This is a genomic window from Polaribacter sp. HL-MS24, assembly GCF_032758595.1.
In the GTDB taxonomy this organism is placed as follows: Bacteria; Bacteroidota; Bacteroidia; order Flavobacteriales; family Flavobacteriaceae; genus Polaribacter.
The window spans coordinates 334,768-360,610 of record NZ_CP136415.1 but is presented as its reverse complement, the minus strand read 5'-3'; the positions used below and the strand labels follow the sequence as shown (position 1 = coordinate 360,610).

The following is a 25,843-nucleotide window of genomic DNA, read 5'->3' as shown; positions in this document are numbered from 1 at the left end:
ATCCCTTATCATGAAACAATTTTTTAGTGTTTTTTTGATCCTTTTTGTTTTATCCTGTAATAAAACGGCTGAGCCCCAGTTTGCCCTTTTGTCTCCAGAAGTAACAAATATTAATTTTGAAAATCAATTAACCTCTACTGATACCTTCAATGTATATAGATATCGAAATTTTTATAATGGAGGAGGGGTAGCGATTGGAGACGTAAACAATGATGGACTTCAAGATATTTATCTAACATCGAACTTAAATAAAAACAAATTATACATTAACAAAGGGAATTTCAAATTTGAAGACATTACCGAAATTGCTAAAGTAGGGGGTGAAAAAGCATGGTCTACAGGAGTATCAATGGTCGATATCAATGGGGATGGATTTTTGGATATTTATGTATGTAATTCAGGAGATGTTGCAGGAGATAACAAACAAAATGAATTATTCATCAATAACGGTGATGGCACTTTTTCTGAAAATGCTGCGGACTACGGTTTGGCTGATTTAGGTTTTTCTACGCATGCTTCTTTTTTTGACTATGACAAAGATGGAGACTTGGATGTCTACTTATTAAACAATTCTTATCAAGCGATTGGAAGCTTTAATTTGACTAAAAACGAACGTCCTATTCGCGATGTTCTTGGAGGAGACAAATTGTTTGAAAATGTCAACAATCACTTTGTAGATGTGAGTGAAAAAGCAGGGATTTATGGGAGTGTTATTGGTTTTGGTCTGGGAGTGACTGTAAGTGATTTAAATAACGATGGTTGGGAAGATATTTATGTTTCCAATGATTTTTTTGAAAGGGATTATCTGTATATCAATCAACAAAACGGAACTTTTAAAGAGAAATTAACCAGTGCCATCAATTCGATTAGCGGTGCTTCTATGGGAGCCGATGCAGCCGACATCAATAACGATGGATACAGTGATATTTTTGTAACAGAAATGTTGCCAGATGAGTACGAAAGACTAAAAACAGTAACCACTTTTGAAGATTGGAACAAATATCAATACAATCTCAAAAACGATTATTACCATCAGTTTACTCGAAATATGTTGCAGTTAAACAACAGCAATGAAACGTTTAGTGAAGTAGGGCGGTTTAGCGGTGTAGAGGCCTCTGACTGGAGCTGGGGAGCACTTTTCTTTGATATGAATAATGACGGAGCAAAAGATTTGTTTATTGCCAATGGAATTTATAAAGATTTAACCAATCAGGATTATTTGCATTATGTTTCCAATGAGGAAGTGCTTCATTCGATGGTTACAGACAACAAGGTGGATTATAAAAAACTGATTGACCTTATTCCTTCAAACAAGGCAAAAAATCACGCTTACATCAACAAAGGGAACTTGGTTTTTGAGCGAGAATCGAATGGCTTAAATACCGAAGGATTTTCTAATGGAGCCGCTTATGGAGATTTGGATAATGATGGGGATTTGGATTTGATTGTAAATAATGTAAATATGCCTTTGTTTGTTTACAAAAACAATCTTGATCTTTCTAAAAGCAATTATTTAAAACTAATTTTAAAAGGAGCGGGTCTCAATACAAACGCAATTGGAGCCAAAATTCAATTAACAACAAAATCGGGAAGTTATTACTTAGAGCAACAACCAGTGAGAGGTTTTCAATCTTCTATGGATCCAAGACCTAATTTTGGGTTTAAAGAAAGTGACAGTATATCATTATCAGTCATCTGGCCTTCTGGGAAAAGAACACTTGTAGAAAATATTACACCAAATAAAACAATGACACTCTATGAGAAAGATGCGCAGAGATCTTTTGAAAAAGAGAAATTTGTAGAAAAGAATATGTTCAGTAAAGACTCTAACATACTTTCTTTTTTGCATAAAGAAAATAATTACAGCGATTTTAATGTAGAGCGATTGTTGCCTTTTATGAGAAGTACTGAAGGGCCCAAAATGGCTGTTGGAGATATAAATAATGATGGGAAAGAAGATCTTTTTATTGGAGGTTCTAAAAATAATTTAGCAGCATTATTTATTCAAAAAGACACTAATTTTGAAAAAGTTCAAACAACTATTTTTGATCAGCATAGAGCTGCTGAGGATACTGAAAGTGCCTTTTTTGATGCTGACGGTGATGGGGATTTAGACCTGTATGTTTGTAGTGGGAGTATTGAAACTTCAAAATACAGTGCGAACTATTTGGATAAATTGTATTTGAATGATGGTCAAGGAAATTTCAAAGTATCTGACCAATTACTGCCCACTGTCAATAATTTCCATAGTTCAAGTACCATAGCCGTCGCAGATATTGACAATGACAATGATATGGATATTTTTGTTGGAGAACGAGCCATTCCAAATTCATATGGGATTCCAGGTTCAGGATTTTTGCTAATCAATGACGGAAACGGGAACTTTACAGAACAGTCTGCTGGAATTGCTCCACAGTTTCAAAATTTAGGAATGATTACGGATGCTGTTTTTGTGGACATCAACAAAAATGGATTTGAAGACTTGGTGGTTGTAGGTGAATTTATGGGGGTTGAAGTTTTTGAAAATAAAAATGGGACTTTCCAGAAATTACAAAACAGTCCTTTGTCCAATTTAAAGGGATGGTGGAAGACTATTGAAAAAAGTGATTTGGATAATGATGGTGATTTTGATTTACTCCTGGGGAACCACGGTTTAAACAGTCGATTCAAGGCTTCTGAGAAAAATCCAATCCAATTGTATTTGAGCGATTTTGATCTCAATGGCTCTTTAGATCCTATCCTATCCTTTACGGCAGCAAATGGTAAAGTCTATCCTTATGCTTTACGACACAATTTAGTGGATCAATTAAAATATCTAAGTAAAAAATTTCCAGATTACGAATCTTTCAAATCGGCAACTATTCAAGATATTTTCACCACAGAGCAATTAAACGCAAGTACTGTTTTAGAGGCAAATACCTTGAGTTCTTTACTCTTGATCAATCAAGGCGATTTTCAATTCACAGTTCAAGAACTTCCACTGGAAACTCAATTTTCTCCAGTGTATGCTATTTCGACTTCCGATTTTGATAAGGATGGCGATCAAGACATCCTTTTAGGGGGGAATCTAAATGGTGTAAAGCCGGAATTTGGTAGATATGATGCTTCCTTTGGGACTTATTTGGAAAACATTGGAAATCATCAATTCAAATTAAATTCAACTGGTGAAGGATTGAATATCAATGGAGAGATCAGAGACATCAAACTTTTGAAAGACAAGGTTTTTATTACTAGAAATAATGATTCATTACAAGTATATACCTATTAGCATGATACAAAGACTCATTTTTTGTTCTTTATTAATCCTTGGTTGTTCTACGAAGCAAGAGGTAGAAAATAGTATAGGAAAAGAATTATTTGCAGAAGTTGCTGCTGAAGATTCTGGGATTCACTTTTCAAATAATTTATATGAAAATGGAGCACTTAATATTATTGAGTATCTTTATTACTACAATGGAGGTGGAGTTGCTCTAGGGGATATTAACAACGATGGATTGGATGATTTGTACTTGACTGCAAATCAACAACCCGATCAACTATATCTCAATCTTGGAGGATTGAAGTTTCAAGACATTTCATTGTCCAGCGCAATCAGTCAAGACGATTCATGGTCTACTGGGGTTACTATGGTAGATGTAAATGCCGATGGATATCTAGACATCTATGTGTGTAAAGTTGGAGATTACAAAGGACTCAATGCCTCTAACGAATTGTATATCAATAATGGCGACAATACGTTTACAGAAGAGGCTAAAAAGTATGGTTTGGATTTTTCAGGATTTTCTACTCAGGCTTCTTTTTTTGATTATGACCAAGACGGTGATATGGATCTTTATTTGATGAATCACTCTGTTCACTCTACCTATTCTTATGGAAATTCAAAGTTGAGAGAAAAATCGGATGCATTGGCAGGAGATATTTTATTTGAAAATAAGTTAATCAATGGTGCTATTCAATTTGTAGATGTTACCAAAAAAGCGGGGATATACAACAGTGCTTTAGGCTACGGATTGGCAATTGCAACTTCCGATATCAATAATGATGGATTGATGGATCTTTATGTTGGAAACGATTTTCATGAAAATGATTATTTATACATTAATAATGGAGACAAAACCTTCACAGAGGCAAGCGACCAATATTTCAACAGTACTTCACGATTTACCATGGGAATTGATGTTGGAGATTTGAATAATGATCTTGCCTTAGATGTAATTACCCTAGACATGATGCCTTATAGATCTGATGTATTTTTAAAATCGGGTGGTGAAGATTCAGACAAAATTAATGAGATCAAAAAGACCTTTGGTTTTCAGCAACAATATGCTAGAAATCACCTACAAATTAACAATGGTACTCATTTTTCAGATGTGGCATTGTTTACAGAAACCCATGCAACTGACTGGAGTTGGTCACCCCTATTGTTGGACTATAACAATGATGGATTGCAAGATATTTACATTACCAACGGGATTTATAAAAGACCCAACGATTTGGATTATGTAAATTACATCAGTAATGTTGATTTTGCGAAATATGCAGCGAATCAACAAGATACTTTAGAAAAAAAATTAATTGAAATCATGCCTACATTGGCTTTACCCAATGTGTTGTTTCAGAATAACGGTGATTTAAATTTCAAAAAAATTCCGATCAATTCAAAGAACTTAACAAGTTATTCTAATGGTGCGGCATATTCTGATTTAGACTTGGATGGTGACTTGGACATTGTCGTCAATAATTTGAATAAAAAAGCTACTTTATTAGAAAATAAAACCACAGGAGCAAATTATCTTACAATCAATTTGCTTGAGAATCAACAAAGCCTCAATACAAATGGGACCAAAGTATCTCTTTATGCAGGTGACCAAATTTTTTTCAAAGAGCAAACAACTGTAAGAGGCTTTTTGTCTAGTTCGACACGCAAAGTACATTTCGGATTGGGCTCGATTGCTTCTGTAGATTCTTTAATTGTAGTTTGGAACGATGGTACTCAAAGTATACTCAAAGAAGTAGCGATCAATCAAGAGAAAACCATCCAAAAAGAAAACACAACTCCACACGTTTATCCAAAGAAGTTGCAAATAGCACATAAAGAATTTTCTTACAATCATATTGAAAATTCATTTTTAGATTATGAACGAGATGCTTTGATGCCAGAAAAACTTTCTACAGAAGGACCTTCGGTAGTGCAAGCCGATTTCAATGCTGATGGTTTAAAGGATTTATTTATTGGAGGAGGAAGAGATCAAGCACCCGAGTTGTATTTTCAAACCAAAGATGGAATGTATCATATCCAATCAAATAAGATTTTTGAAAAAGATAAAATCTATGAAGATGTGGATGCAATTGCCTTTGATATTGATGGAGATCAAGATTTGGACATTTATGCTTTGAGTGGTGGAAACGAATACAAAGAAGGAAATCCATTATTAGAAGACCGAGTTTATCTGAATGACGGCAAAGGGAACTTTACCAAACTCAATGCAAAACTATTGGCAACCAATGGCGGTTCAGTTTCTTCTGCAGATTATAACAACGATGGTTTTCAAGATTTGTTTATCGGAAACCGATCAATTCCTGAGGCCTATGGTTTAACTCCGTATAGTTATATTTTAACAAACACTGGTAATAATAATTTTGAAATTGCATTGAGAAAGCGTTTTGGAATGATTACGGATAGCCAATGGGTCGATTTAGAAAATGACGGACAAATAGAGTTAATCCTCGCTGGAGACTGGATGCCGATAACAGTCATTAGCTATACCAAAGAAGGAGTCTTTGAAAACAGAACTAAAAAATTAGGTTTGGATACCACCCACGGAATGTGGAATGTAATTAAAGTTGCAGACATCAATCAGGATGGATTATTAGACATTATTGGCGGAAATGCTGGAGTAAATTTTAAATGGAAAGCTTCTGAAGAACATCCCGTGAAAATGTATTTGGACGATTTTGACGGTAATAGACAACTGAATCAATTGATTTTTTACAACTATTTTGGAACCGATGTACCATTTGCTTCCAAAGACAAATTGATGGAGCAAATCCCTTCATTAAAAAAACAGTTCTTAAAATATGCCGCTTTTGCTGAAGTACAAAGCATAAGTGACTTACAATTAAAGGACTCAAAAGATATTTTAGAGACCAAATACATTTATGAATTGCGTTCTATGTGTTATCTCAATAATGGAACTAATTTCACGCCAAAGCCTCTTCCTAAAGAAGCACAATTGAGTACTATAGAAGATTTTTATGTTGATAATAATGAGCTTCTGTATACTGGGAATTACGATGGCTATGTTACAGAGCTTGGTAGTAGTTGGTCCAATTCTGGAGGAATTTTACATTTTGCCAATGATACAATTACGCATAAACGTTCTTTACAATTGCCGAAGGATTTTTTAGGGAGAAAAATTATTCAACTCAACAAACAAGAATATTTGGTGCTTTCCAATAATGGAAAGTCATTTATTTTGAAATCGAAAAAATAAAACATTATGAAAAAATCACACTATACTTTTTTAAAATACCTACCCTTGGTATGTGTTGTGACTGTTTTAACCTGTTGTCAAAAACCGTCAGCACCAATAGAAATCTCAACAGATACCTATCATGCTGCTGTAGATAAGGTAACACAAATTATGATTCACGACATTTTTTCACCACCGGTAGCAAGTCGAATTTTTGCATATCCCAATGTAGCGGCATACGAGATATTAGTTCAAAAAGATAGTACTTTTCAATCCTTAGCCAATAATGCAAAGGGATTGACAGCAATTCCTAAAGTAGAAAATGATCAAAAAGTAAATCTAAATGTTGCAGCTTTGATAGCCCATATGGAAGTGAGTAAAACCTTGATTTTTTCGGAAGATAAATTGAATGTTTTAAAAGATAGCTTGTATCAGCAATGGGAAAAGACCAACCAACCAGAGTTTTTGGCTTCGAAAGACTATGCCCTAAAAGTTGTTTCTCATATTAAAAAATGGATGGATTCCGATAATTACAATCAAACCCGAACCATGCCAAAATATTCCGTAGATACTGATGACCCATCACGATGGCAACCCACACCACCTGCATATATGGATGCTATAGAGCCACATTGGAACAAAATAAGACCTTTCTTTTTGGAATCTGCAGATCAATTCAAACCGCAGACACATCCTCCATTTTCTTTGGAAAAAGACTCTCAATTTTATAAAGAATTGTTAGAAGTTTATGAAATTAGCGAACGCATCACAAAAAAAGGAGATCGTTCTGAAGAAGTCGCGATTGCACAATTCTGGGATTGTAACCCTTATGTTTCAGTTACGAGAGGTCATTTTATGTTTGCAACCAAAAAAATCACACCAGGTGCACATTGGATTGGAATTGTAAAAATTGCTGCCAAAAAAACCAATGCAAATCTTATGGAAACGGTCAATGCCTATACCAAAACATCACTTGCAATTGCAGATGCATTTATTAGTTGTTGGGACGAAAAATACAGAACCAATTTAGTACGTCCAGAAACCCTAATCAATCAAAATGTTGATGCCGATTGGCTACCGATTTTACAAACACCTCCTTTTCCAGAATACACCAGTGGTCATTCTGTAGTTTCAGGTGCAGCCTCTGTTGTTCTGACTCATATTTTCGGCGAAAACTTTACTTTTCAAGATGATACTGAAGTTCAGTTTGGGTTACCAATTCGAAGTTATGAATCCTTTTATGCTGCCTCTGCTGAAGCAGCTCTTAGTAGAATGTACGGAGGAATTCACTACCGAGCAGCAGTTGATATTGGATTGAAACAAGGGAAAGATTTAGGTCATTTTGTTGTTGAGAAAATCAGCACCAAATAAAGAAATATCATTACAAATAGAATTTTGAAATTTTTTTCAGATTCACAGAACTGAAGACTGTTTTTATAAAAGAACATATGAAAGAAAGTAATCATACCGATGCTCAATTAGGGCTTGAAAAAGATGCCAGAGCTTGGTGGAAAGAAGGAGTTCTTTATCAGATTTACCCACAAAGTTTTAAAGATACCAATGGTGATGGATATGGGGATTTTAAAGGCGTAATCGAGAAATTAGACTACCTGGAAAGTTTGGGGATTACCATGGTGTGGATGAATCCATTTTTTGGATCTCCATTGGTAGATAATGGTTATGATGTAAGCGATTACACCTCCATTCATCCACGATACGGAACGATGGAAGATTTTGACGCAATGCTTGAAGGCTTGCACAGTCGAGGAATCAAGTTTGTCTTAGATGTGGTAGTGAATCACAGTAGCATTGAACATGAGTGGTTTCAGCAATCGCGAAGTTCGAGAGAAAATGCTTACCGTGACTACTATCATTGGTGGCCAGCAGAAAATGGAACCCCTCCTTTTAGAGATAGTATTTTTGATCCTGAAGGCGCTTGGCAATTTGACCAAAAAACGAATGCCTATTATTTGCATTATTTTGCCAAAGAGCAACCCGATCTAAATTGGGAAAACCCAATAGTGAGAGCAGAAATATATGAGATTATGAAATTTTGGGCACGAAAAGGAGTCGATGGATTTCGAATGGACGCTTTTCAGTATGCAAGTAAAGACACGACATTTCCAGAATGGCCAAAAGGACACGAAAAAGAATATGACAAATGGTATGGAATGAGGCCGCAGCTTCATGATTACCTAAAAGAAATGTACAAAGAAGTCATCGAGCCTTATCAACTATTTGCCGTAGCTGAAGGATCGGGGACAACTTTTCAAGACGCTCATGATTTAGTAGATGCTGAAAGAAATGAACTTCAAGTAGCATATCATTTTGACTGTAGAGATATAGTAAAAGATGCAGCAAACTATCAACTTTCAGACTTTAAAGCCGTTTTTTCGAAATGGGATGATGCATTTAAAGACAAAGGCTGGTTAGCGATTTATCTTTCCAACCACGATGTTTCAAGACTTGTTTCGAGATATGGAAATTCAACGTCTGCATTTAGAACACCTTCTACACAGATGCTCAATACTTTTTTGTTAAGTATGAGAGGAACACCTTATACCTACTATGGAGATGAATTGGGAATGACCAACATCGATATGCCTACTATAGAAGAATATGTTGATGTGTCTGCTATTGGTGATTATCACAGAGCCAAAGCAGCGGGTGAAGATATGGTCGAATTCATGAAGAAATTGAACTTCAATTCTCGTGAAAATGGACGTACTCCAATGCAATGGGATTCGACTGAAAATGCAGGGTTTTCATCGGGAACACCCTGGAAGAAAGTAAATGAAAATTATCTTGAAATCAATGTTGAAGCCCAAGATAAAGATCCGAATAGTATCTTAAATCATTTTAGAAAAATGGTTCAACTTCGAAAAGACAACCCAGTATTGGTCTACGGAGATTACCAAATATTAGAGGCAGCACATCCAGAAATTTATGCCTATACCAGAACCCTAAAAGACAAACAGCTACTTGTGCTGTTGAATTTTTCAGATATAAAGTCGACAATAGTCCTCCCCCAAGCAGTTGCTATTGGAAAACTTCTCATCAATAATTATGATATATTTGATATTGAAGAAATGACAATTACCTTACTAGCATATCAAGCTACAATATGTGAACTAAATACATTAACTAATACGAACTAAGACATGAAACTAAAGAAACCGAGTTTAACTTTTTGGCAAATTTTTAATATGAATGTTGGATTTTTAGGAATCCAATACAGTTTTGGATTGCAGCAAACTGCTATCAATCCAATCTTTTTATATTTAGGAGCTCCAGAAGATATGTTACCGATTTTAAACATTGCAGGACCAGTTACAGGACTCATCATACAACCTATTATCGGAGCTTTGTCCGATAAAACCTTAGTCGGTGCGTTGGGGAAGAAGAAAGCCTTACTTTTTAATAGGTGCCTTGCTTGGAAGTTTGTGTCTTTTTGCATTTCCACACAGTCCAATTCTTTGGTTTGCCGTTGGTTTATTGTGGATACTAGATGTTGGAAACAACATGGCAATGGAACCTTACAGAGCTTTTGTAGGAGATAAGTTACCCGAAAAACAATTGAGTTTAGGTTTCCAAATGCAAAGTTTGTTTGTTGGTGCTGGAATTCTATTAGCTAACGGATCTATTGTATTATTTCAAAATTGGTTTGGAGCAGAAACGATAGACCAAGCAGGAACCATTCCACAATGGCTCTATTATTCATTTTATATTGGGGCTTTCTTATCTTTAGTAACAATTTTATGGTCTGTTTTCAAAACTCCTGAAATTCCACCTAGTGATGACGAGTTATTAGAAATTAATAAGATTAAAGGTTTATCTATAGGACAAAAAATTTCTAAACCTTTTGCTGAAATTGGGGAAGCTATTAAAAACATGCCAAAATTTATGTGGAAAATTGGTGCAGTTTATTTATTTCAATGGTATGCACTGTTTATCTATTGGCAGTTTACAACCCCCTTGTTCAAATTGACGATGGGGTATTCTACTTCTGAGGCCGCTTCTCAAGCCGCTAAAATGAGTCTGACATACAATATTGTAACCATGGTAGTCGCATTGGGATTAGTACCTCTAACATTGCGCTATGGAGGTAAAAAAATATATGCGTTTAGTCTTGTGGGAACTGCAATTTCATTGTTTTTAATCCCGTATATCTCTGATCCATTATTAGTGTTGGTTCCTATGGTTTTATTCGGAATTGGATGGGCAGCTATGATGGGGATTCCCTATACCATGGTTTCCAAAATTGTTCCTCAAGATCGAAGAGGAGTCTATATGGGAATTTTAAATATGATGATTGTAATTCCAATGTTTATACAAACGTTGACATTTGGACCAATTTACAAATACCTACTTGCTGGAAATGCCATCAATGCGATGCTATTTGCAGGTGCCTTTTTTGCAATTGCTGCTTTTTTAGCAATGCGATTGAATGAAGCCAAATCAGAGTAATTAATTTAAAACAACACAAAATGAAAAACATCGGAATTAAACTGTCATTATTTTTAAATTATTTTGTGTTTGCTTTTTTATTAAATAGTGTAGGGGCTGTTATCTTACAAGTTCAAAGAGCTTATTCCATAGAGAAAGATGTCGCTAGTATTTTAGAAGGCTTTAAAGACATTCCTATTGCGATTGCTGCTTTTGTATTGGCTTCATTTTTACCAAGAATAGGATTGAAAAAAGCAATGCTATCGGGCCTGTTGATAGTAGCACTATTTTGTTTTTTAACGCCTTTTTCCAATGATTTTTGGTTCTTCAAAATTCTATTTGCTGCCATTGGTGTTTCATTTGCACTCATCAAAGTTTCTATTTTTGCGACCATTGGGTTGATTACCAAAAATGAGAAAGAGCACGGTAGTTTTATGGGGATTCTTGAAGCTGTTTTTATGGGAGGAATCTTATTAGGAAATATTCTCTTTAGCTTTTTTATCGATGATGCAAATCCAAAATCTGATTATTGGCTTAATATTTATTGGCTAATGGGAACCCTTTCTTTACTTGCTTTTTTTGTGTTACTGTTCACCACTTTGAATGAAAGTGAAGCGAAGATTGAAGCACGATCTTTAAAGGAGGATTTTAAAGAAATGGTTGTCATTGCTTTCAAGCCTTTGGTTCTTATTTTTGTTGCCAGTATTTTCTTGTATGTGCTGGTAGAGCAAAGTTTTTCAACTTGGTTTCCAACTTTCTACGAAGGGATTTTAAAAACACCAGCAAGTATGGCTATTCAGGCGGGAGCAATCTTAGCAGGAGTAACCATGATCGGTCGTTTTATGGCAGGTATAATTTTAACCAGAATCAAATGGATTTATCTATTGAGTACTTGTTTGATCATCGTCGCCATTATTGTGCTCATCGCGTTGCCTTTAGCAAATAGTGTCACTATTGATCCAACAATTTCATGGTTCAACGCTCCTCTAGTAGTCTATTTAATGCCATTGATGGGCCTTTTTTTAGCACCAATTTATCCAACACTCAATTCGACCATACTTTCCTCACTTCCAAAGCACATGCACAGTTCGATGGCGGGCTTAATTGTCGTTTTTTCAGCATTAGGAGGAACCACAGGTTCGATTATCACGGGTAATATTTTCGAAATATACAACGGAACCACAGCATTTTATTTCTCTTTACTCCCCATTACTGCAATCTTTATCATCATTTGGATTTTACACACTGTACTTTTAAAGAATAGCACAAAAAAATGATATTTAAACTTCCTATTAAAAAAACGTTACAATCGCTTTTAGCTCAAGAAGATACTGATGGCGATAAAAAAATAACCGTCGAAGATAAAGGCCCGAAAGCCTTTGAGCTTCAAACAATTTCTGGAGAAAAACACCTTGTAGAAGGGACTTATTTTTTGTCTAATTTGATGCAAGAACTCGTTCTCTCAAAGAATAAAGGAAAAGAATTTTTGGAAATCTCTTTAGCACATATTGAAGAGTTGCCCACTGTTCGAATTTCAAGATTCATTAAAGATTATTATTGGGAAAGCTTAACGAGAACTATGGATGCAAAAGGCATTCAAAAATTACTCTCCGATACTAAAAATGAAACCCTCTCTGGAGAAAAATTAAAAATCTATATTCCCTTTGAAGATCAACTGGCGTTGAGGTATTATCAAGAACTTCAGCAGATTCTGCCTGTAGAAGCACTTCAGCTTCCGAAGGAAATTACACCAGCTTATGTTAAAAGCATCAATAACCAATCGGGTATTTTAGCGTTGAAGTTAGAGGAGCATAAGGGAAGCATCGAAGGAGTTCCTTTTGTAGTTCCTGGGGAAGGTTTAATGAAATGTATGGTTGGGACAGCTATTTTGAATCGGTTGGATTGATTCTCGATGGAAAAGTTCATCTGGCAAAAGCCATGACGGATAATTTTCAATATCAAATTACGCATTATGGCAAAATACTCAATGCCAACAGATCCTATTATTTGACCCGAACTCAACCTCCTTTTTATACAAGTTTGATTCGAGAAGTTTTTGAGATTACTCAAGATAAAGAATGGTTGAAGAGTCATTTACACACCGCTATCAAAGAGTATGAATCCGTTTGGATGGTTTCTGGTCAAAGACTCACTAAAAATGGTCTCAATAGATATTTTGCTGCAGGAATTGGAATGCCTCCAGAATGTGAAAAAGGACATTTTGATTCCGTCATTAAGCCCTATGCAGCGGGTCTTCAAATTTCATTAGAAGACTATCTTGATCAATACAATTTGGGAGAGCTGCAAAATCCTGAATTAGATGCCTATTTTGTTCATGACAGGAGTGTACGAGAATCTGGACACGATACTTCGTATCGAATTGAAGGCAATTGTGCCGATTTTAATTTGGTGGAATTAAATGCATTCTTGTTCAAGTTTGAACTTGATATTGCAACTTTGATTCATGATGAATTTGAGGGCTCTTTTTCTTCCAATTTGAAAAATCATACTGCAGCTTCCATGGTCTCAAAAAGCCTCTAAAAGAAAGGCATTGGTGGATCAATTTTTATGGAACGCAACCCAAGGATTGTATGTCGATTATAATTTTAAAACACAAACACAATCTACCTTTATAGCTGCCACCACATTACTTCCACTTTGGGCCGAAATGGCTTCAAAAGAGCAAGCTGCTTTGCTGGTGCAAAGGGCACTTCCATTGTTAATAGAAAAAGGAGGGATTGCAGGGTGTACCCAAAAGAGTAGTGGGGAAATATCCTCTGAACGTCCTGCCCGACAATGGGACTATCCGAACGGTTGGGCTCCACATCAAATGATGATTTGGAAAGGGTTGTTGAATTATGGGTATGAAAGTGAAGCACAAGAACTCGTTTATAGATGGTTGTATATGATTACAAAAAATGCCACAGAATACAATGGAACCATTCCTGAAAAATATGATGTAGTAGCTGCATCTCATAAAGTATTTGCTGAATATGGCAATGTAGGAACCGATTTTGAATACATCACTCAAGAAGGCTTTGGGTGGATGAATGCTTCTTATCAATACGGACTATCGCTTTTGAAAGAAGATGCGATCGCCCACTTAAATAAATTAACTGCCCCTGAAACTCTTTTTTAAAAATGAATTCCCTAAAACTTATTTTAACAAACCTCAAATACTTTTCAGTAGTTTGGGTGTTTAGCTCGTTGAACTTTATTGTAGGAACTTGGGTTCTGTACATCCCCTATGTAAAAACCAAATTGGTGCTTGACGATGCACAAATTGGTTTTGCTCTTTTCTGCTTGGCACTTGGAATACTGATTTTTCTTGCTGTAGTTCCTTACCTCATTAAGAAATTTCAATTAGGGCGTTTGACCTTTTTCGGTATTGTATTGTTTGCTATTTCTTTTATATTTCCCGTTTTTATGCCCACTTATATCACGTTGTGCATCTCCTTATTTGTCATTGGTGCTTTTTCTGGAATAACAGACATTGCCATGAATGCTTTGGTTTCTCACGTAGAAAAGGAGGATGGAGTCAATATCATGTCAGCTGCCCATGGCTTTTTTAGTCTAGGTGGCGTCTTTGGTGCCACTCTAGGAAGTCTTTTAATGCCTTTTTTCGATCTCCCTGTCCATCACATGATGGTAGTTTCTATCTTGATCATACTGATCAATTTATTGTTGGTTAAAAATTATGTTCATCTAACTGAAAAAGAGGTCTCTCAAGAAAAGAATAGCTATACATTTGATAAAATAAAACCCTTAATTGCGATAGCTTTTATCGCTTTTGTAATCATGATTAGTGAAGGGGCAATAGAGCATTGGAGCGGTCTTTATCTTCTAGAGGTTGTTCAAATTACACAACATAATTTAGCAGGAGTAGGCTTTATCGTTTTTTCAACAATGATGACCCTAGGGCGCTTTTTTGGAGACGGTATTAGTGCTAAAATAGGCTCAATTAAAATAATTTTATTTGGCTGTATACTAGCAATTGTAGGCTATTCATGTGTGTTGGTGGGGCAATTTGGGATCACTGTTTTAGGATATGGAATCGTTGGTTTTGGACTTTCTGTAATTATCCCAGAACTCTTTAGGATGGCAGGAAATGCGCTAAGGAATAAAAGCCTCTGTAGGAATTTCTTTGGTCTCTGGAATTGGCTTTGCTGGGTTTTTGTTAGGGCCGGTTGTGTTAGGATACATTTCCAATACCTATACCTTAAAATTCAGCTTTTTCACCTTATTGTTGCTTACGACCATCGCTTTGTTGATTACCAATTTCATTCCCAAAAAAGAACAATAACGACTGCTTTTTGGATTGAAAAAAAATAACTAAAACGTTTTCGTTTAAAAATGAACCGTTTTCTATTCTCTAAATTGAACTATTAGAATGTGGGATTGTAAATTCACTTTTTTAATGGTACTAAAGAATAGTTAACAACGATGATTTTGAAAGAATTAATAGATATTTTATGCGTAGGAGAAGTCCTAATAGACTTCATTGGGCATCAAGCTGGAGCACAAATCAATAATACAAGAGATTACCATAGGTATTTAGGAGGTTCTCCTACAAATGTAGCGATGAATTCTTCCCGTTTAGGATTGAAAACAATTATTGCTGCAACTGTGGGTGATGATGGTTTTGGAGAATATGTTTTTAAAAGATTGAAAGAAGTAGGTGTTATTACAGACTGCGTTCAGGTTCATAAAAACAAACCCACAAGCGTTATTTTTGTGTCAAGATCTGAAGAGACACCAGAGTTTATTCCTTTTAGAGAAGCGGATTATTTTATTGAAGAAACTCAAATATCGACAGCGCTTTTAAAACGAACGAAAATATTTCATACGACTTGTTTTGCCTTGAGTAAAAAACCTGCGCAAGCTACCATTCTCAGCAAAGCAGAAGAAGCTTATCATTTAGGGTGTAAATTGAGTATTGATTTTAATTATTCAAATAAAATTTGGGATTGTGAAATTGAAGCGCTTCGTGTGATCAAAGCCTATTGTAAATTCAATCCATTAGTGAAAATAAGCGAAGATGACATGTTCAGACTCTTTCAGGAAAACCGAACGCATCAAGAGATTTTCGACTTCTTTCATGCAGAAGGTGTAGATACGGTTTGTTTAACGCTTGGAAGTAAAGGAGTAAAGCTTTCTCAAAAAGGTGAACCTTTAATTGAGTTGCCAGCCATTAAAATTGAAAAGGTAATGGATGCGACTGGAGCTGGTGATGCATTTTGGTCCGGGTTTCTGTTTGCCTATACCAAACAAAAATCAATGCGAGAATGCTTGGATGTTGCTTTGAAATTAGCCGCTTTAAAACTACAGAATGTCGGAAGATTGCCCGATAATATTAATATTTTATCCAAACTTTTATAGGTTTTTACCATGAACAACATCCCTAACACTTCAGAAAGTACAATTTCAAATGGTGTAATGCTTAATGCATACCCAGATAGTATTGGAAACCGTTTGAGCGATATCGTGACCATGCTTCAAATGCCTGCTTTTAAAAACGCGTTTTCATTATTTTATGTCTTGCCAACATTTTTCAATAGCGATTTGGATAGAGGTTTTTCGGTAATCGATTATAACGTAAATGAGGAATTGGTTTCTAAAGAAGATTTAAAAGCTTTTGAAACATTAAACATTCAATTGAAATTTGATATCGTTCTTAATCATTTATCAGTTGCATCGCCTCAGTTTAAAGATCTTATCAAACACGGAGCACAATCAAAATATAAAGATTTTTTCATCAATTGGAATTCCTTTTGGGAAGGAAATGGAACAATGGGAGCAGACGGGATTATAATTCCTAATGAAGAATATCTCAACAAATTATTCATGAGAAAATCGGGACTACCTATTTTAAAAGTTCCTTTTCCCGATGGAAGTGAACAACCTTACTGGAATACCTTTTATCAAAAAGTCACTCAGCATCCAGTTACGATCTCTGACTTTAAGAATTTTGAAGGACTCACTTCAAGAGAAGTCGAGTTGGTTTGTCAAAAAGTCAATAGGGCTATTGAAGATAAAAGTGACTTCACGACTCTTGAATTTGTAGAAAATAAGACTACCAATGCTGAAATTTTAAAAGTTATCAAAAGAAAATGTTCCTACTTAGGACAAATGGATGTAAATGCAAATTCCGAACTGGTTTGGGATTTTTACGAAGAGACTTTGCAGAAAGTAAGTAATTTTGGAGGAAAAATATTGCGTTTGGACGCTTTTGCCTATTTGCATAAAGAAATTGGTCAGTCCAATTTTTTCAACACACCAGGAACATGGGACTATTTGGAACGTATCAAACACATTGCACAAAAAAATAATCTAACCCTTCTACCAGAAATTCATGCTGAGTATGGATTGCACCTTCACGATGAGGTAGCAGATAAAGGCTATGCTATTTATGACTTTTTCTTGCTAGGGTTGATGATTCACACCCTAGAAAACAGGAATAGTACAGCTCTAATTTCATGGGCGAAAGAGATTGTTGAAAAAGGCTACAAAACGGTCAATATGCTAGGGTGTCATGATGGGATTCCGGTATTGGATTTAAAAGGAAAGCAAGTCAATACTACCTATAATAAGGGGTTGCTGGAAGATGCAGAAATTGAGAGCATCATGAATACCATTTTGGAACGTGGAGGAAGGGTTAAAAATCTTTATGATCCTGCAGGGAAAAAGATTTCTTATTATCAGGTAAATGCTACTTTTTTTAGTGCTTTAGGAGAGGATGAGGATAAGCTTTTACTAGCGAGAGCCATTCAGTTATTTATGCCAGGTATTCCTCAAATATGGTACTTAGATATTTTTGCTGGTAAAAACGATTATGCTGCAGCAGATGCTGGTGGAGATGGAGGTCATAAGGAAATCAACCGGACTACACTTTCTTTGCAAGATGTTGAAGAAGGGTTAACAAAAGAGATCGTCATCAAGCAGCTCGAATTAATTCGATTGCGGAATACGTCAAAAGCTTTTTCTGGGGAGGTGACTATTACTCATGAAAGTGAAACTGAAATTGATATCCTGTGGACCCATAATAAGGACACTGCACATTTAAAAGCCAACCTGAATACCTATGCATTTACCGTTGAGGTAAATGCATAGGTATTGCTAGATTTTTACCAATAAATTCTTAAATTTCATCATCAAAAATAGTTTTCTATCTTTGGTAAGATGGCATAAGTTTTTTTTTAAGGGTAGGCTTGAGTATTTTTGATGTAACCTGTAACAAAAGAGTCACTTATGCGTCGAATAGGAAATTCGATTTTAACAATATCATGCATATTTTAAGAGTTCTATTGGCCATTGTATTCCCACCCTTATCTGTGATCGATAAAGGATGTGGTTCTGTTCTTATTACTTTTTTATTAACCCTGTGTGGATGGATTCCAGGGGTTATCGCAGCTTTAATTATTTTAAATAATCCAAAAGACTAAAACCCCTTTACTTTCTTGGGGGTTTATTTCCAAAGTATCTTTCAATCAAAAAGAACCAATTTCTGTACTGTACTGGTTCCCCTTTTTATGACCACTTATCTTGTGGCATAGTGATGTCACTTTTGAACAATGATCCTAGATGGATGTCTGAAATTGATTTTAGCAATTCAAATAGAAGTAAACATCTTTTTTTTTTGATTCAATAAAAACATAGGTGTATATTTTTTTTAAAATATACAGATCTTAAATTATCAGTGTGTTACTATTAGGGTTCTGTTTTTTTTAGGATTAATTCTTGTAATTTAATTTATTAATTAATTGTTAAAGCTTTATTTTTAATAGTTTTATTAAAATATATTAGAAATCATTTTTTATTTAAATAAACATAAGAATAACAAATCGAAACCGTTTTCGGTTTTTTTTTTTGCTGATTTTTTTTAAATTATTATTTATATGCTAAATAGTTGTTAATTTTATGATTGTCAATTTATTGATTGTTTCTACTAATTAATAAAATGGATAATTAACTTTAAAAATCAAACCTAAATGAAAAACAAAGTATTTAAAAAACTAATGCTACCGATTCTGTTATGTATTGGTGGCTTTATGTACGGACAAACTGTATCAGGTAGTGTCTCAGACGCTTCTGGGCCTTTGCCTTATGTTAGTGTAAATGTTAAAGGAACTTCTGTGGGAACAGAAACGGACTTTGACGGTAAATATTCGATTACCGCTTCTCAAGGAGCTGTTTTAGTCTTTAGGTCCTTAGGTTACAAAACGGAAGAAAGAACTGTATCTTCAAACACGTTGAATGTGACCTTGTCTGAAGACGCAACCCAATTAGATGAGATTGTGGTGGTCGGGTACGGTAGTACTACTAAAAAAGAAATTACATCTTCTGTAACTAAAGTTGGAGAGGCAGACTTTAACCAAGGTGTTATTTCTGCCCCTTCTGAATTATTGCAAGGTAAAGTAGCTGGTTTAAGTGTTTATAACAAAGGGGGCAACCCTAATGATGACGCAGTCATTCGTTTGAGGGGTATTTCTACTGTAGGGGCAAATTCTTCTCCATTAATTGTAGTAGATGGAGTGATTGGTGCTTCTTTAAACAATCTGGATCCAAGTGATATTGCTAGTATGACTGTGTTGAAAGATGGATCTGCAGCTGCAATTTTTGGTGCTCGAGGTTCTAGTGGGGTAATTATTGTTACTACTAAAAAAGGAAAATCAGGAAAAACTCAGATATCTTATAATGCACAAGTCTCATCGGCAACGATAGCAAATGAAGTTCAGAATATGAGTGCAGATGAATTTGTTGCTGCAGGAGGAGTAGATCTTCAAAATAAAACAGATTGGTTAAAGGAAGTTACTAGAACAGCGCTAACAACTATTAATAACATCGCTATTGCAGGAGGTAATGAAAATTCTACTTATAGATTTTCTGGGAACTTTAGAGATGCTGAAGGTATTTTACAAAAATCAGGATTTAATCAATTCAATACAAGAGGAAACATAAAGACTTCCGTATTCGATGAAAAGTTAAAAATTGATATTAATGCTTCTTATACACATCGTAATTCTGATTTTGGTTTTAATGAAGCATTGCGTTACGCCTCCTTATACAACCCTACAGCTCCCATATATGGTGATGACTCTCCTTACGACTTTAACTCTTCACAGTATGGTGGTTATTTCGAAACTTTAGGGTTGTTTGATAGTTTTAACCCAGTTTCAATAGTCAATCAAAATATTAATAGTGGAAGCCGTAATGAGTTTACTTATAGCTCAAATTTTACGTATACTGTTTCCGATGAAATTGTTTTAAATGCTTTGTATTCTGAACAAAGATCGAAGTATGTCAATCAACAATATTATCGAACTACTTCATTGTTTAGAGGTTTTGCTTCTAATCCAGAGGTTAAGGGGCAGGCTTCTAAGCAGTCTGGTGAAAATCGATTTAAATTATTCGAATTCTTTGGGGAATATTCACAACAGTTTTCTGAAAAAATAGATTTTAAATTTACTGGTGGGTACTCTTGGCAGGAAAAAACTAGTAGTAGTTATGATATTTCATTAGGTGGATTTCCTTCTGAAGCTGATACTGGATTGTCATTTGATAATGCTATTCAATATGCTAATACCTTATTTTTTGCTTCAGATAGGTTAAACCTAAGTAGTAATGCATCACCTGAAGAAAGGATCATTGGTTATTTTGGTAGACTTAACTTGAATTATGATCAAGCCATTTTTTTTAATGCGTCATTGCGTTATGAAGGTTCCTCAGGTTTTGGTCTTAATAAAAAGTGGGGGTTGTTTCCCGCTCTTGGTCTAGGTGTAGATGTAAACAAATACCTACAATTGCCCAATACAGATTTGTTAAAAGTGCGTATAGGTTATGGACTTACTGGAGCTTTACCTAGAACATATGGTTTGTCACAAAACCAATATGGAGTTAGTGATAGTGGAACAAATATTTTTTTAAGAGTTGCTGGAAATGAAAATTTAAAATGGGAAGAAAAAGGAGAAACAAACTTTGGAATTGAATACAATACTGGAAGATTGTCAAGTACTTTAGATATTTATTCACGTAAGGTTTCTGATTTTATTTTAGAAGTTCCTGCTGATGTAGCTGTATATGGAGTTAATAGAAGAGTTGAAAACGTGGGAGATTTAACGACTAATGGTTTTGAGTTAGCATTAGATTATGATATTATTAAGCAAGAAGACATTAATTATAATTCTGGAATCGTATTTTCAACCTATAAGTCAGTTTTAAATAGATTGGATGGTACTTCTACTTTACGAGGGAACCTAGGAGCGCCTTATCAAAATGATACTAATGTAATTTTAGTTAAAGATGGAGAAGAGATTGGACAGATTTATGGAGCATTGTGGGATGGTACTGTAACCGATGGCAGTCAAAATTTTGTGGATGTAAACGGAGATGGTTCTATAGATGTAAGCCAAGAAGTAGGAAATGCAATTGATGCAGACGGAGATGGAGTTATTGACGGAGATTTGACTAAATTAGGAAAAGGGATTCCTGATTTTGAATTAGGATGGTCAAATACTTTGCAATACAAGAACTGGGATGTAAATGCATTTTTTAGAGGTGCTTTTGGACATAGCTTGGTAAATAACTTTAGAGTATTTTATGAACCAAGAGTGGGTTCTCAGGGTTCTTACAATTTAGTAAATACTAAATATGCGGATCCTAATATTAAAAATGCAAAATTTAGTTCCTTGTATGTTGAGAAAGCAGATTTTATCAAGTTGGATAACTTATCAATAGGGTATAATTTTGATATTTCTGATAATAATAAATACTTCAAAAGCATTCGATTATCATTAACTGGACAAAATTTATTTGTAATCACTGGATATTCTGGAGTTGATCCTGAGCCATCTTTAACAGATAGAGGGTCTGTAGATAATGGAGGAATCTTGGGTTTCAATGCAGATCCTTTAGTTCCAGGTATTGATAGAAGGTATAATTATTTTTCTGCAAGAACTTTTACTCTTGGTCTCAATATTAATTTTTAAAAAATAACAAAAATGAAATACATATATAAATCAATTTTTATTTGCAGTGCCCTTTTTTTGGGTTCATGTAATAATTTAGATGAAAAGTTGTTATCTAGTCCCAATAAAGGATTTAACATCCAAGTTCCTAAATCTTTTGACGGAGGTGGAGCTGGACCAAATGATGAAATTAGTAATGCCTTTGGTCAGTTAAGGGAAGCAGGTTCAGCAAACCATGGAGGTTATTGGTCGGTTCAATCTGTTTCTTCTGATGAAATGGCAGTCACTCAAAAAGGAGGTGATTGGTATGATGGGGGTATCTGGATCGATATGCATAGACATACATTTTCATCAACAAATGGCCCACTTAATGGGACTTGGACACAACAATATGCTGCTATTAATACATGTAACGAAGTTTTGACTACTGAATTGGATGCCAATCAAATAGCGCAAGTTAAGGCCTTGAGAGCATTTTTTTACTATCGCTTGTTAGATCTTTATGGCAGAGTTAAATTGGTAATTACACCTTGATGTTGACGTACCTCAATCGACAAGGGTAGATGTCTTTAACTTTGTGGAAAGCGAGTTGTTAGCGGCTTTAGGAGTGCCAGCAATTACTGTTGCTATGGATTTGTCTGCTAGCCCATTAACGACCACTAATGATCCATATAGAATTAATCAATTCGCAGCTTTAGGCTTGTTGGCTAAGTTGTATTTGAATGCTGAAGTATACTCCGGTACTGCGAGGTATGAAGAAGCTGCAATTGCTGCCGGATATGTGATTGATAATGGGGGCTATACCTTGTGTGATACAGGATGTTCTGTGCCAAATGCAGGAAGAAGATCGGCTGTAGCATCAGATCCTGAAATTTTAGAAGGTTATGCAGCGGTTTTTGCTCCAACAAATAGTAACAACCCAGAAATTATTTGGTCGATTGCTTATGATAATATAACAGCTGGTGGAATGAATTTTGCCCAAATGTCTCTGCACTACTCAAGTCAGTTTACGTGGAATATTGCAAACCAGCCTTGGAATGGTTATTCTGCTTTGGAAGAATTTTACAATTCCTATGATGCTGCAGATAAGCGCAAAGCTGCCAACTTTATTGTAGGACCTCAATTCGATTATGGAGGTTCTGCGATTTTAGATTATGCTGCAACTGATGGTCAACTAGAGTTAGATTATACTCCAGAGATTAATGAGCTTGAACCAAATGCATCTAGAAAAGGGGGTGCTAGGTTAGGGAAATTTAGTTTTAGACAAGGACAGCAGGATAATATGGACAATGATATGCCGATCATTCGTTTAGGAGATTTATACTTAATTCGTGCCGAAGCAAAAGCAAGAGTTGCAGGAGATTGGAGTGTAGCCGCTATGGATGTAAACACCATTCGTGCAAGAGCTGGATTGCCTGCAATGACCAGCATCACAGCCGATAGTTTTTTAGCAGAAAGAGGTCGAGAAATGTTTATGGAAGTTACTCGTAGACAAGATTTGATTCGTTTTGACAAATGGACTAATCCGTGGTGGGAGAAATCTACCAGTGGAGCACACACAACTGTTTTTCCTATTCCGCAAGAACAAATTGATGCTAGTGATGGGAGTTTAACTCAAAATCCCGGGTATTAATTCTATATCTGGTGCAAGATTATACATCGGGTTGTCTTTTGACAACCCGATTTTTATTTTATTCGAATGTTGAGTTTAAAGAGGGTGTACGCTCTTTTTCAGCATAAGGGATTTCTAGAGTTTGTCGGTATGAATCTATGGCATTAGCGAATTTCTTCTCCATTTTTGATTGAGCTTGTAGGTTGTAATAAAACAACCTTACCTTCGGTGTTGTAAACACCTAGAACCAAACATTCACTCATGAAATTGGCAATTTGTCTCGGTTTAAAGTTGATGATGGCAGCAACTTGTTTGTGCAGTAATTCTTCTTTGGTGTACAAGTCGGTAATTTGGGCACTTGATTTTTTGATGCCTAAACTGCCAAAATCAATTTTTAACTGATAGGCGGGTTTTCTTGCTTTCGGAAAATCATTCACTTCAAGTATGGTTCCGATTCGGAGATCAACTTTTAAAAAGTCATCAAAATTTACTTCTTCGATCATTGTTCAGTATTTAAAAATAGGGGACAGTAGAGTTTAAGCAGAGTTATTTTTTTTTGTTCCTAACTTCTGAATGACCCAAAGCGGTCCAATCAATAAGAATTGTAAATCTTTAGCAAAAGAAGGTTTTTTTCCTTCTACATGATGGCCCCAAAACTGTCCAATCCATGCGAGAACAAAAATAAGAATGGAGGTGTAAAGTAAATTCGTGTTATTTCCTAGCCAGAAGTTTCCAACAAGAGAAATCATCATTACCAATACCATTTCAATAAAATACCAAAACCCCAAACGTAGGTAAAAGATAGAGATCAGCAGTCCAACAAGAGCTGCCCAATTTTCAAGGAGTGGGTTGTGCAGTTGAAAGCTATTTTTGAGAAGTGTTGAGGGGATGCTCATTAAAAGTCCAAATACACTAAAGAAAATTAAGGGCACACAAATATAATGAACCAATTGATTGGTATGGTTTTGATGGCTTACTGCATATTCCTCAAACCATTGTTTTGCTGATTTCATTCGTTGAATTTAAACCCTAAAGATAACGATTAAATCCAATTTCTTCGAATTAAAAGTTGCTCGATATGTGCGAAGTGATGTTTGCAATGCCAAGCATAGATTCCGAGGTTCTCTTTTAGGGAAACTTTTTCATTGCTGGATGGATGTATAAAACACCGTTCTAAGTCAGTTGTAGAAAGCCCTTTTAAAAGATGAGTCCATTTTGCATGCAGTCCTTTTAGCGCTGTAATGGATAGTGAAATGGGGGCTAATTTGGAATCGTCTAAGAGAGTCCAACGCTCCTCAAAATAGGCCTTAATGATTGGGCAATCTTCTGTAAGTGCCCATTTAAATCGTGTATACGAGTTGTGGTGACTATCATAGCAATGATGAACTACTTGTCGTATTGTCCAGCCACCTTCTCGATACGGAGTATCAAGTTGTGCTTGTGTTAAAGGAGTAGTAAGTGCTTCTAGTTGTTGAGGGAATAAATCAAGAATAGAAATCCATTTTACAATTTGTTGGGCAGTGATGTCTTTGGGAATTGATGGCTGCCCTATTGGAAATCGAAGTTCTTGAAGACTCATCTTAGTATGGAGTTAGTTTTTCTAATCCTTTTTTTGAACTGCGGTTTTCTGGATTGATAGCCAAGGCTTTTTTGAAATTTACAATCGCGTTAACGGTGTCTTTTCCTTTTAAATATGCTTCCGCCAAACTGTCAAAGGTATTTGAGCTATTTGGGTATAAAATAGTATTGATTGTAAAGACTTCAATGGCTGTGTTTACATCGTTTTGTCTAAGAAAATCATAGCCCAAATTGTTAAGATTGCCTTCTCGAATGACTGGATTTAATGAATCGTTTTGCTGAATGGTTCGATAGGCGATTAGGGCTTTGTCATATTCTTTATGCGTCAAATATTCACTGGGGGTTTTTTCATCTGGAAGCATTTTCCTAAAATGATATTTCACATCTTTGTGCTCTCTTTTTGGAGCCAATTCAATATGAGGCTGAGGCAGACGAACAAAAATCATTTTTTCATTCAATTCTTTCATATAGAAAGTGCTATCATTTATTTTTAAAGGAGAAATTTGATCATTTCCACGCCACTTTACATAGAGGAGTTGATCTTGAAAATAAATTTCTAAGACTTCATTCGCATTGAATAAATATCTTCCAGAGGTTGTCTGTATGAATTCGTTGGTGTTTTTTTGGGAAGTACAGCCAGCAAAAACTAAAAGGAACAAAAAAGGTAGATTGTGTAATTTCATAAGAATCCGTTTATTACATGTCTCTATAGGACGTTTGAAATAACCGTTTTGTTACATTTTGAGCTGTATTTTAGTTCTTTGTCGTAC

Annotated in this window: 17 protein-coding genes and 2 pseudogenes; 15 read left to right on the top strand and 4 right to left on the bottom strand. The window is 35.4% G+C overall.

The window, feature by feature from the left end; all coding sequences use genetic code 11:
- Positions 1–10 precede the first annotated feature (10 nt).
- From RRF69_RS01700 to RRF69_RS01625, 15 genes and pseudogenes are all read left to right on the top strand, one after another.
- On the top strand, positions 11–3,268 hold the full coding sequence (locus RRF69_RS01700; RefSeq protein WP_316940272.1) for a VCBS repeat-containing protein: 3,258 nt from the start codon (positions 11–13) through the stop codon (positions 3,266–3,268).
- The gene (locus RRF69_RS01695; RefSeq protein ID WP_316940271.1) at positions 3,240–6,494 is read left to right on the top strand and encodes a VCBS repeat-containing protein; all 3,255 of its coding nucleotides are present in this window, start codon (positions 3,240–3,242) and stop codon (positions 6,492–6,494) included. The genes RRF69_RS01700 and RRF69_RS01695 overlap by 29 nt, the downstream gene beginning before the upstream one ends.
- A 6-nt stretch (positions 6,495–6,500) precedes the next feature.
- Positions 6,501–7,844, top strand: coding sequence for a vanadium-dependent haloperoxidase (locus RRF69_RS01690; RefSeq protein WP_316940270.1), 1,344 nt, complete (start codon positions 6,501–6,503; stop codon positions 7,842–7,844).
- 77 nt (positions 7,845–7,921) lie between these two features.
- Positions 7,922–9,631, top strand: coding sequence for an alpha-glucosidase (locus RRF69_RS01685; RefSeq protein WP_316940269.1), 1,710 nt, complete (start codon positions 7,922–7,924; stop codon positions 9,629–9,631).
- Positions 9,632–9,634: 3 nt separating this feature from the next.
- Positions 9,635–10,940 (top strand): annotated as a pseudogene (locus tag RRF69_RS01680) (MFS transporter).
- 20 nt (positions 10,941–10,960) lie between these two features.
- Positions 10,961–12,196: an MFS transporter gene (locus RRF69_RS01675; protein WP_316940268.1), complete on the top strand. Its 1,236-nt coding sequence runs from the start codon at positions 10,961–10,963 to the stop codon at positions 12,194–12,196.
- Positions 12,193–13,460: pseudogene (locus RRF69_RS11725) on the top strand (alpha,alpha-trehalase). Before RRF69_RS01675 ends, RRF69_RS11725 begins: the two are co-directional and overlap by 4 nt.
- 13 nt (positions 13,461–13,473) lie before the next feature.
- Positions 13,474–14,058: a trehalase family glycosidase gene (locus RRF69_RS01660; RefSeq protein ID WP_316940264.1), complete on the top strand. Its 585-nt coding sequence runs from the start codon at positions 13,474–13,476 to the stop codon at positions 14,056–14,058.
- A 2-nt stretch (positions 14,059–14,060) separates the two neighbouring features.
- On the top strand, positions 14,061–15,251 hold the full coding sequence (locus tag RRF69_RS01655) for an MFS transporter (RefSeq protein WP_316940263.1): 1,191 nt from the start codon (positions 14,061–14,063) through the stop codon (positions 15,249–15,251).
- A 111-nt stretch (positions 15,252–15,362) separates the two neighbouring features.
- Positions 15,363–16,298, top strand: a complete 936-nt coding sequence (locus tag RRF69_RS01650) for a carbohydrate kinase family protein (RefSeq protein WP_316940262.1) — start codon at positions 15,363–15,365, stop codon at positions 16,296–16,298.
- 9 nt (positions 16,299–16,307) lie between these two features.
- On the top strand, positions 16,308–18,029 hold the full coding sequence (locus RRF69_RS01645) for a glycosidase (protein WP_316940261.1): 1,722 nt from the start codon (positions 16,308–16,310) through the stop codon (positions 18,027–18,029).
- 173 nt (positions 18,030–18,202) lie between these two features.
- The gene (locus RRF69_RS01640) at positions 18,203–18,361 is read left to right on the top strand and encodes a YqaE/Pmp3 family membrane protein (protein ID WP_316941094.1); all 159 of its coding nucleotides are present in this window, start codon (positions 18,203–18,205) and stop codon (positions 18,359–18,361) included.
- A gap of 546 nt (positions 18,362–18,907) precedes the next feature.
- Positions 18,908–21,904, top strand: a complete 2,997-nt coding sequence (locus RRF69_RS01635; protein WP_316940260.1) for a SusC/RagA family TonB-linked outer membrane protein — start codon at positions 18,908–18,910, stop codon at positions 21,902–21,904.
- Positions 21,905–21,916: 12 nt separating this feature from the next.
- The gene (locus RRF69_RS01630) at positions 21,917–22,417 is read left to right on the top strand and encodes a hypothetical protein (protein WP_316940259.1); all 501 of its coding nucleotides are present in this window, start codon (positions 21,917–21,919) and stop codon (positions 22,415–22,417) included.
- A 43-nt stretch (positions 22,418–22,460) separates the two neighbouring features.
- A complete protein-coding gene (locus RRF69_RS01625) occupies positions 22,461–23,516 on the top strand; it encodes a RagB/SusD family nutrient uptake outer membrane protein (RefSeq protein WP_316940258.1) in 1,056 nt (351 codons plus the stop codon).
- Between the two features lie 143 nt (positions 23,517–23,659).
- Here the strand turns inward: RRF69_RS01625 and RRF69_RS01620 are convergent, their stop codons facing one another.
- The 4 genes from RRF69_RS01620 to RRF69_RS01605 are packed head-to-tail and all read right to left on the bottom strand — an operon-like array spanning position 23,660 to position 25,756.
- A complete protein-coding gene (locus tag RRF69_RS01620) occupies positions 23,660–23,998 on the bottom strand; it encodes a tRNA-binding protein (RefSeq protein ID WP_316940257.1) in 339 nt (112 codons plus the stop codon).
- A gap of 33 nt (positions 23,999–24,031) precedes the next feature.
- Positions 24,032–24,508, bottom strand: coding sequence for a DUF962 domain-containing protein (locus RRF69_RS01615; protein WP_316940256.1), 477 nt, complete (start codon positions 24,506–24,508; stop codon positions 24,032–24,034).
- A 29-nt stretch (positions 24,509–24,537) separates the two neighbouring features.
- A complete protein-coding gene (locus tag RRF69_RS01610) occupies positions 24,538–25,074 on the bottom strand; it encodes a YfiT family bacillithiol transferase (RefSeq protein WP_316940255.1) in 537 nt (178 codons plus the stop codon).
- Position 25,075: 1 nt separating this feature from the next.
- Positions 25,076–25,756, bottom strand: coding sequence for a hypothetical protein (locus tag RRF69_RS01605; protein WP_316940254.1), 681 nt, complete (start codon positions 25,754–25,756; stop codon positions 25,076–25,078).
- Positions 25,757–25,843: the final 87 nt, after the last annotated feature.

Coding starts and splice junctions, on each gene's coding strand:
- RRF69_RS01700 (WP_316940272.1), top strand. CDS start 11: ATGAAACAATTTTTTAGTGTTTTTTTGATCCTTTTTGTTTTATCCTGT.
- RRF69_RS01695 (WP_316940271.1), top strand. CDS start 3,240: ATGATTCATTACAAGTATATACCTATTAGCATGATACAAAGACTCATT.
- RRF69_RS01690 (WP_316940270.1), top strand. CDS start 6,501: ATGAAAAAATCACACTATACTTTTTTAAAATACCTACCCTTGGTATGT.
- RRF69_RS01685 (WP_316940269.1), top strand. CDS start 7,922: ATGAAAGAAAGTAATCATACCGATGCTCAATTAGGGCTTGAAAAAGAT.
- RRF69_RS01675 (WP_316940268.1), top strand. CDS start 10,961: ATGAAAAACATCGGAATTAAACTGTCATTATTTTTAAATTATTTTGTG.
- RRF69_RS01655 (WP_316940263.1), top strand. CDS start 14,061: ATGAATTCCCTAAAACTTATTTTAACAAACCTCAAATACTTTTCAGTA.
- RRF69_RS01650 (WP_316940262.1), top strand. CDS start 15,363: ATGATTTTGAAAGAATTAATAGATATTTTATGCGTAGGAGAAGTCCTA.
- RRF69_RS01645 (WP_316940261.1), top strand. CDS start 16,308: ATGAACAACATCCCTAACACTTCAGAAAGTACAATTTCAAATGGTGTA.
- RRF69_RS01640 (WP_316941094.1), top strand. CDS start 18,203: ATGCATATTTTAAGAGTTCTATTGGCCATTGTATTCCCACCCTTATCT.
- RRF69_RS01635 (WP_316940260.1), top strand. CDS start 18,908: ATGAAAAACAAAGTATTTAAAAAACTAATGCTACCGATTCTGTTATGT.
- RRF69_RS01630 (WP_316940259.1), top strand. CDS start 21,917: ATGAAATACATATATAAATCAATTTTTATTTGCAGTGCCCTTTTTTTG.
- RRF69_RS01620 (WP_316940257.1), bottom strand. CDS start 23,998: ATGATCGAAGAAGTAAATTTTGATGACTTTTTAAAAGTTGATCTCCGA.
- RRF69_RS01615 (WP_316940256.1), bottom strand. CDS start 24,508: ATGAAATCAGCAAAACAATGGTTTGAGGAATATGCAGTAAGCCATCAA.
- RRF69_RS01610 (WP_316940255.1), bottom strand. CDS start 25,074: ATGAGTCTTCAAGAACTTCGATTTCCAATAGGGCAGCCATCAATTCCC.
- RRF69_RS01605 (WP_316940254.1), bottom strand. CDS start 25,756: ATGAAATTACACAATCTACCTTTTTTGTTCCTTTTAGTTTTTGCTGGC.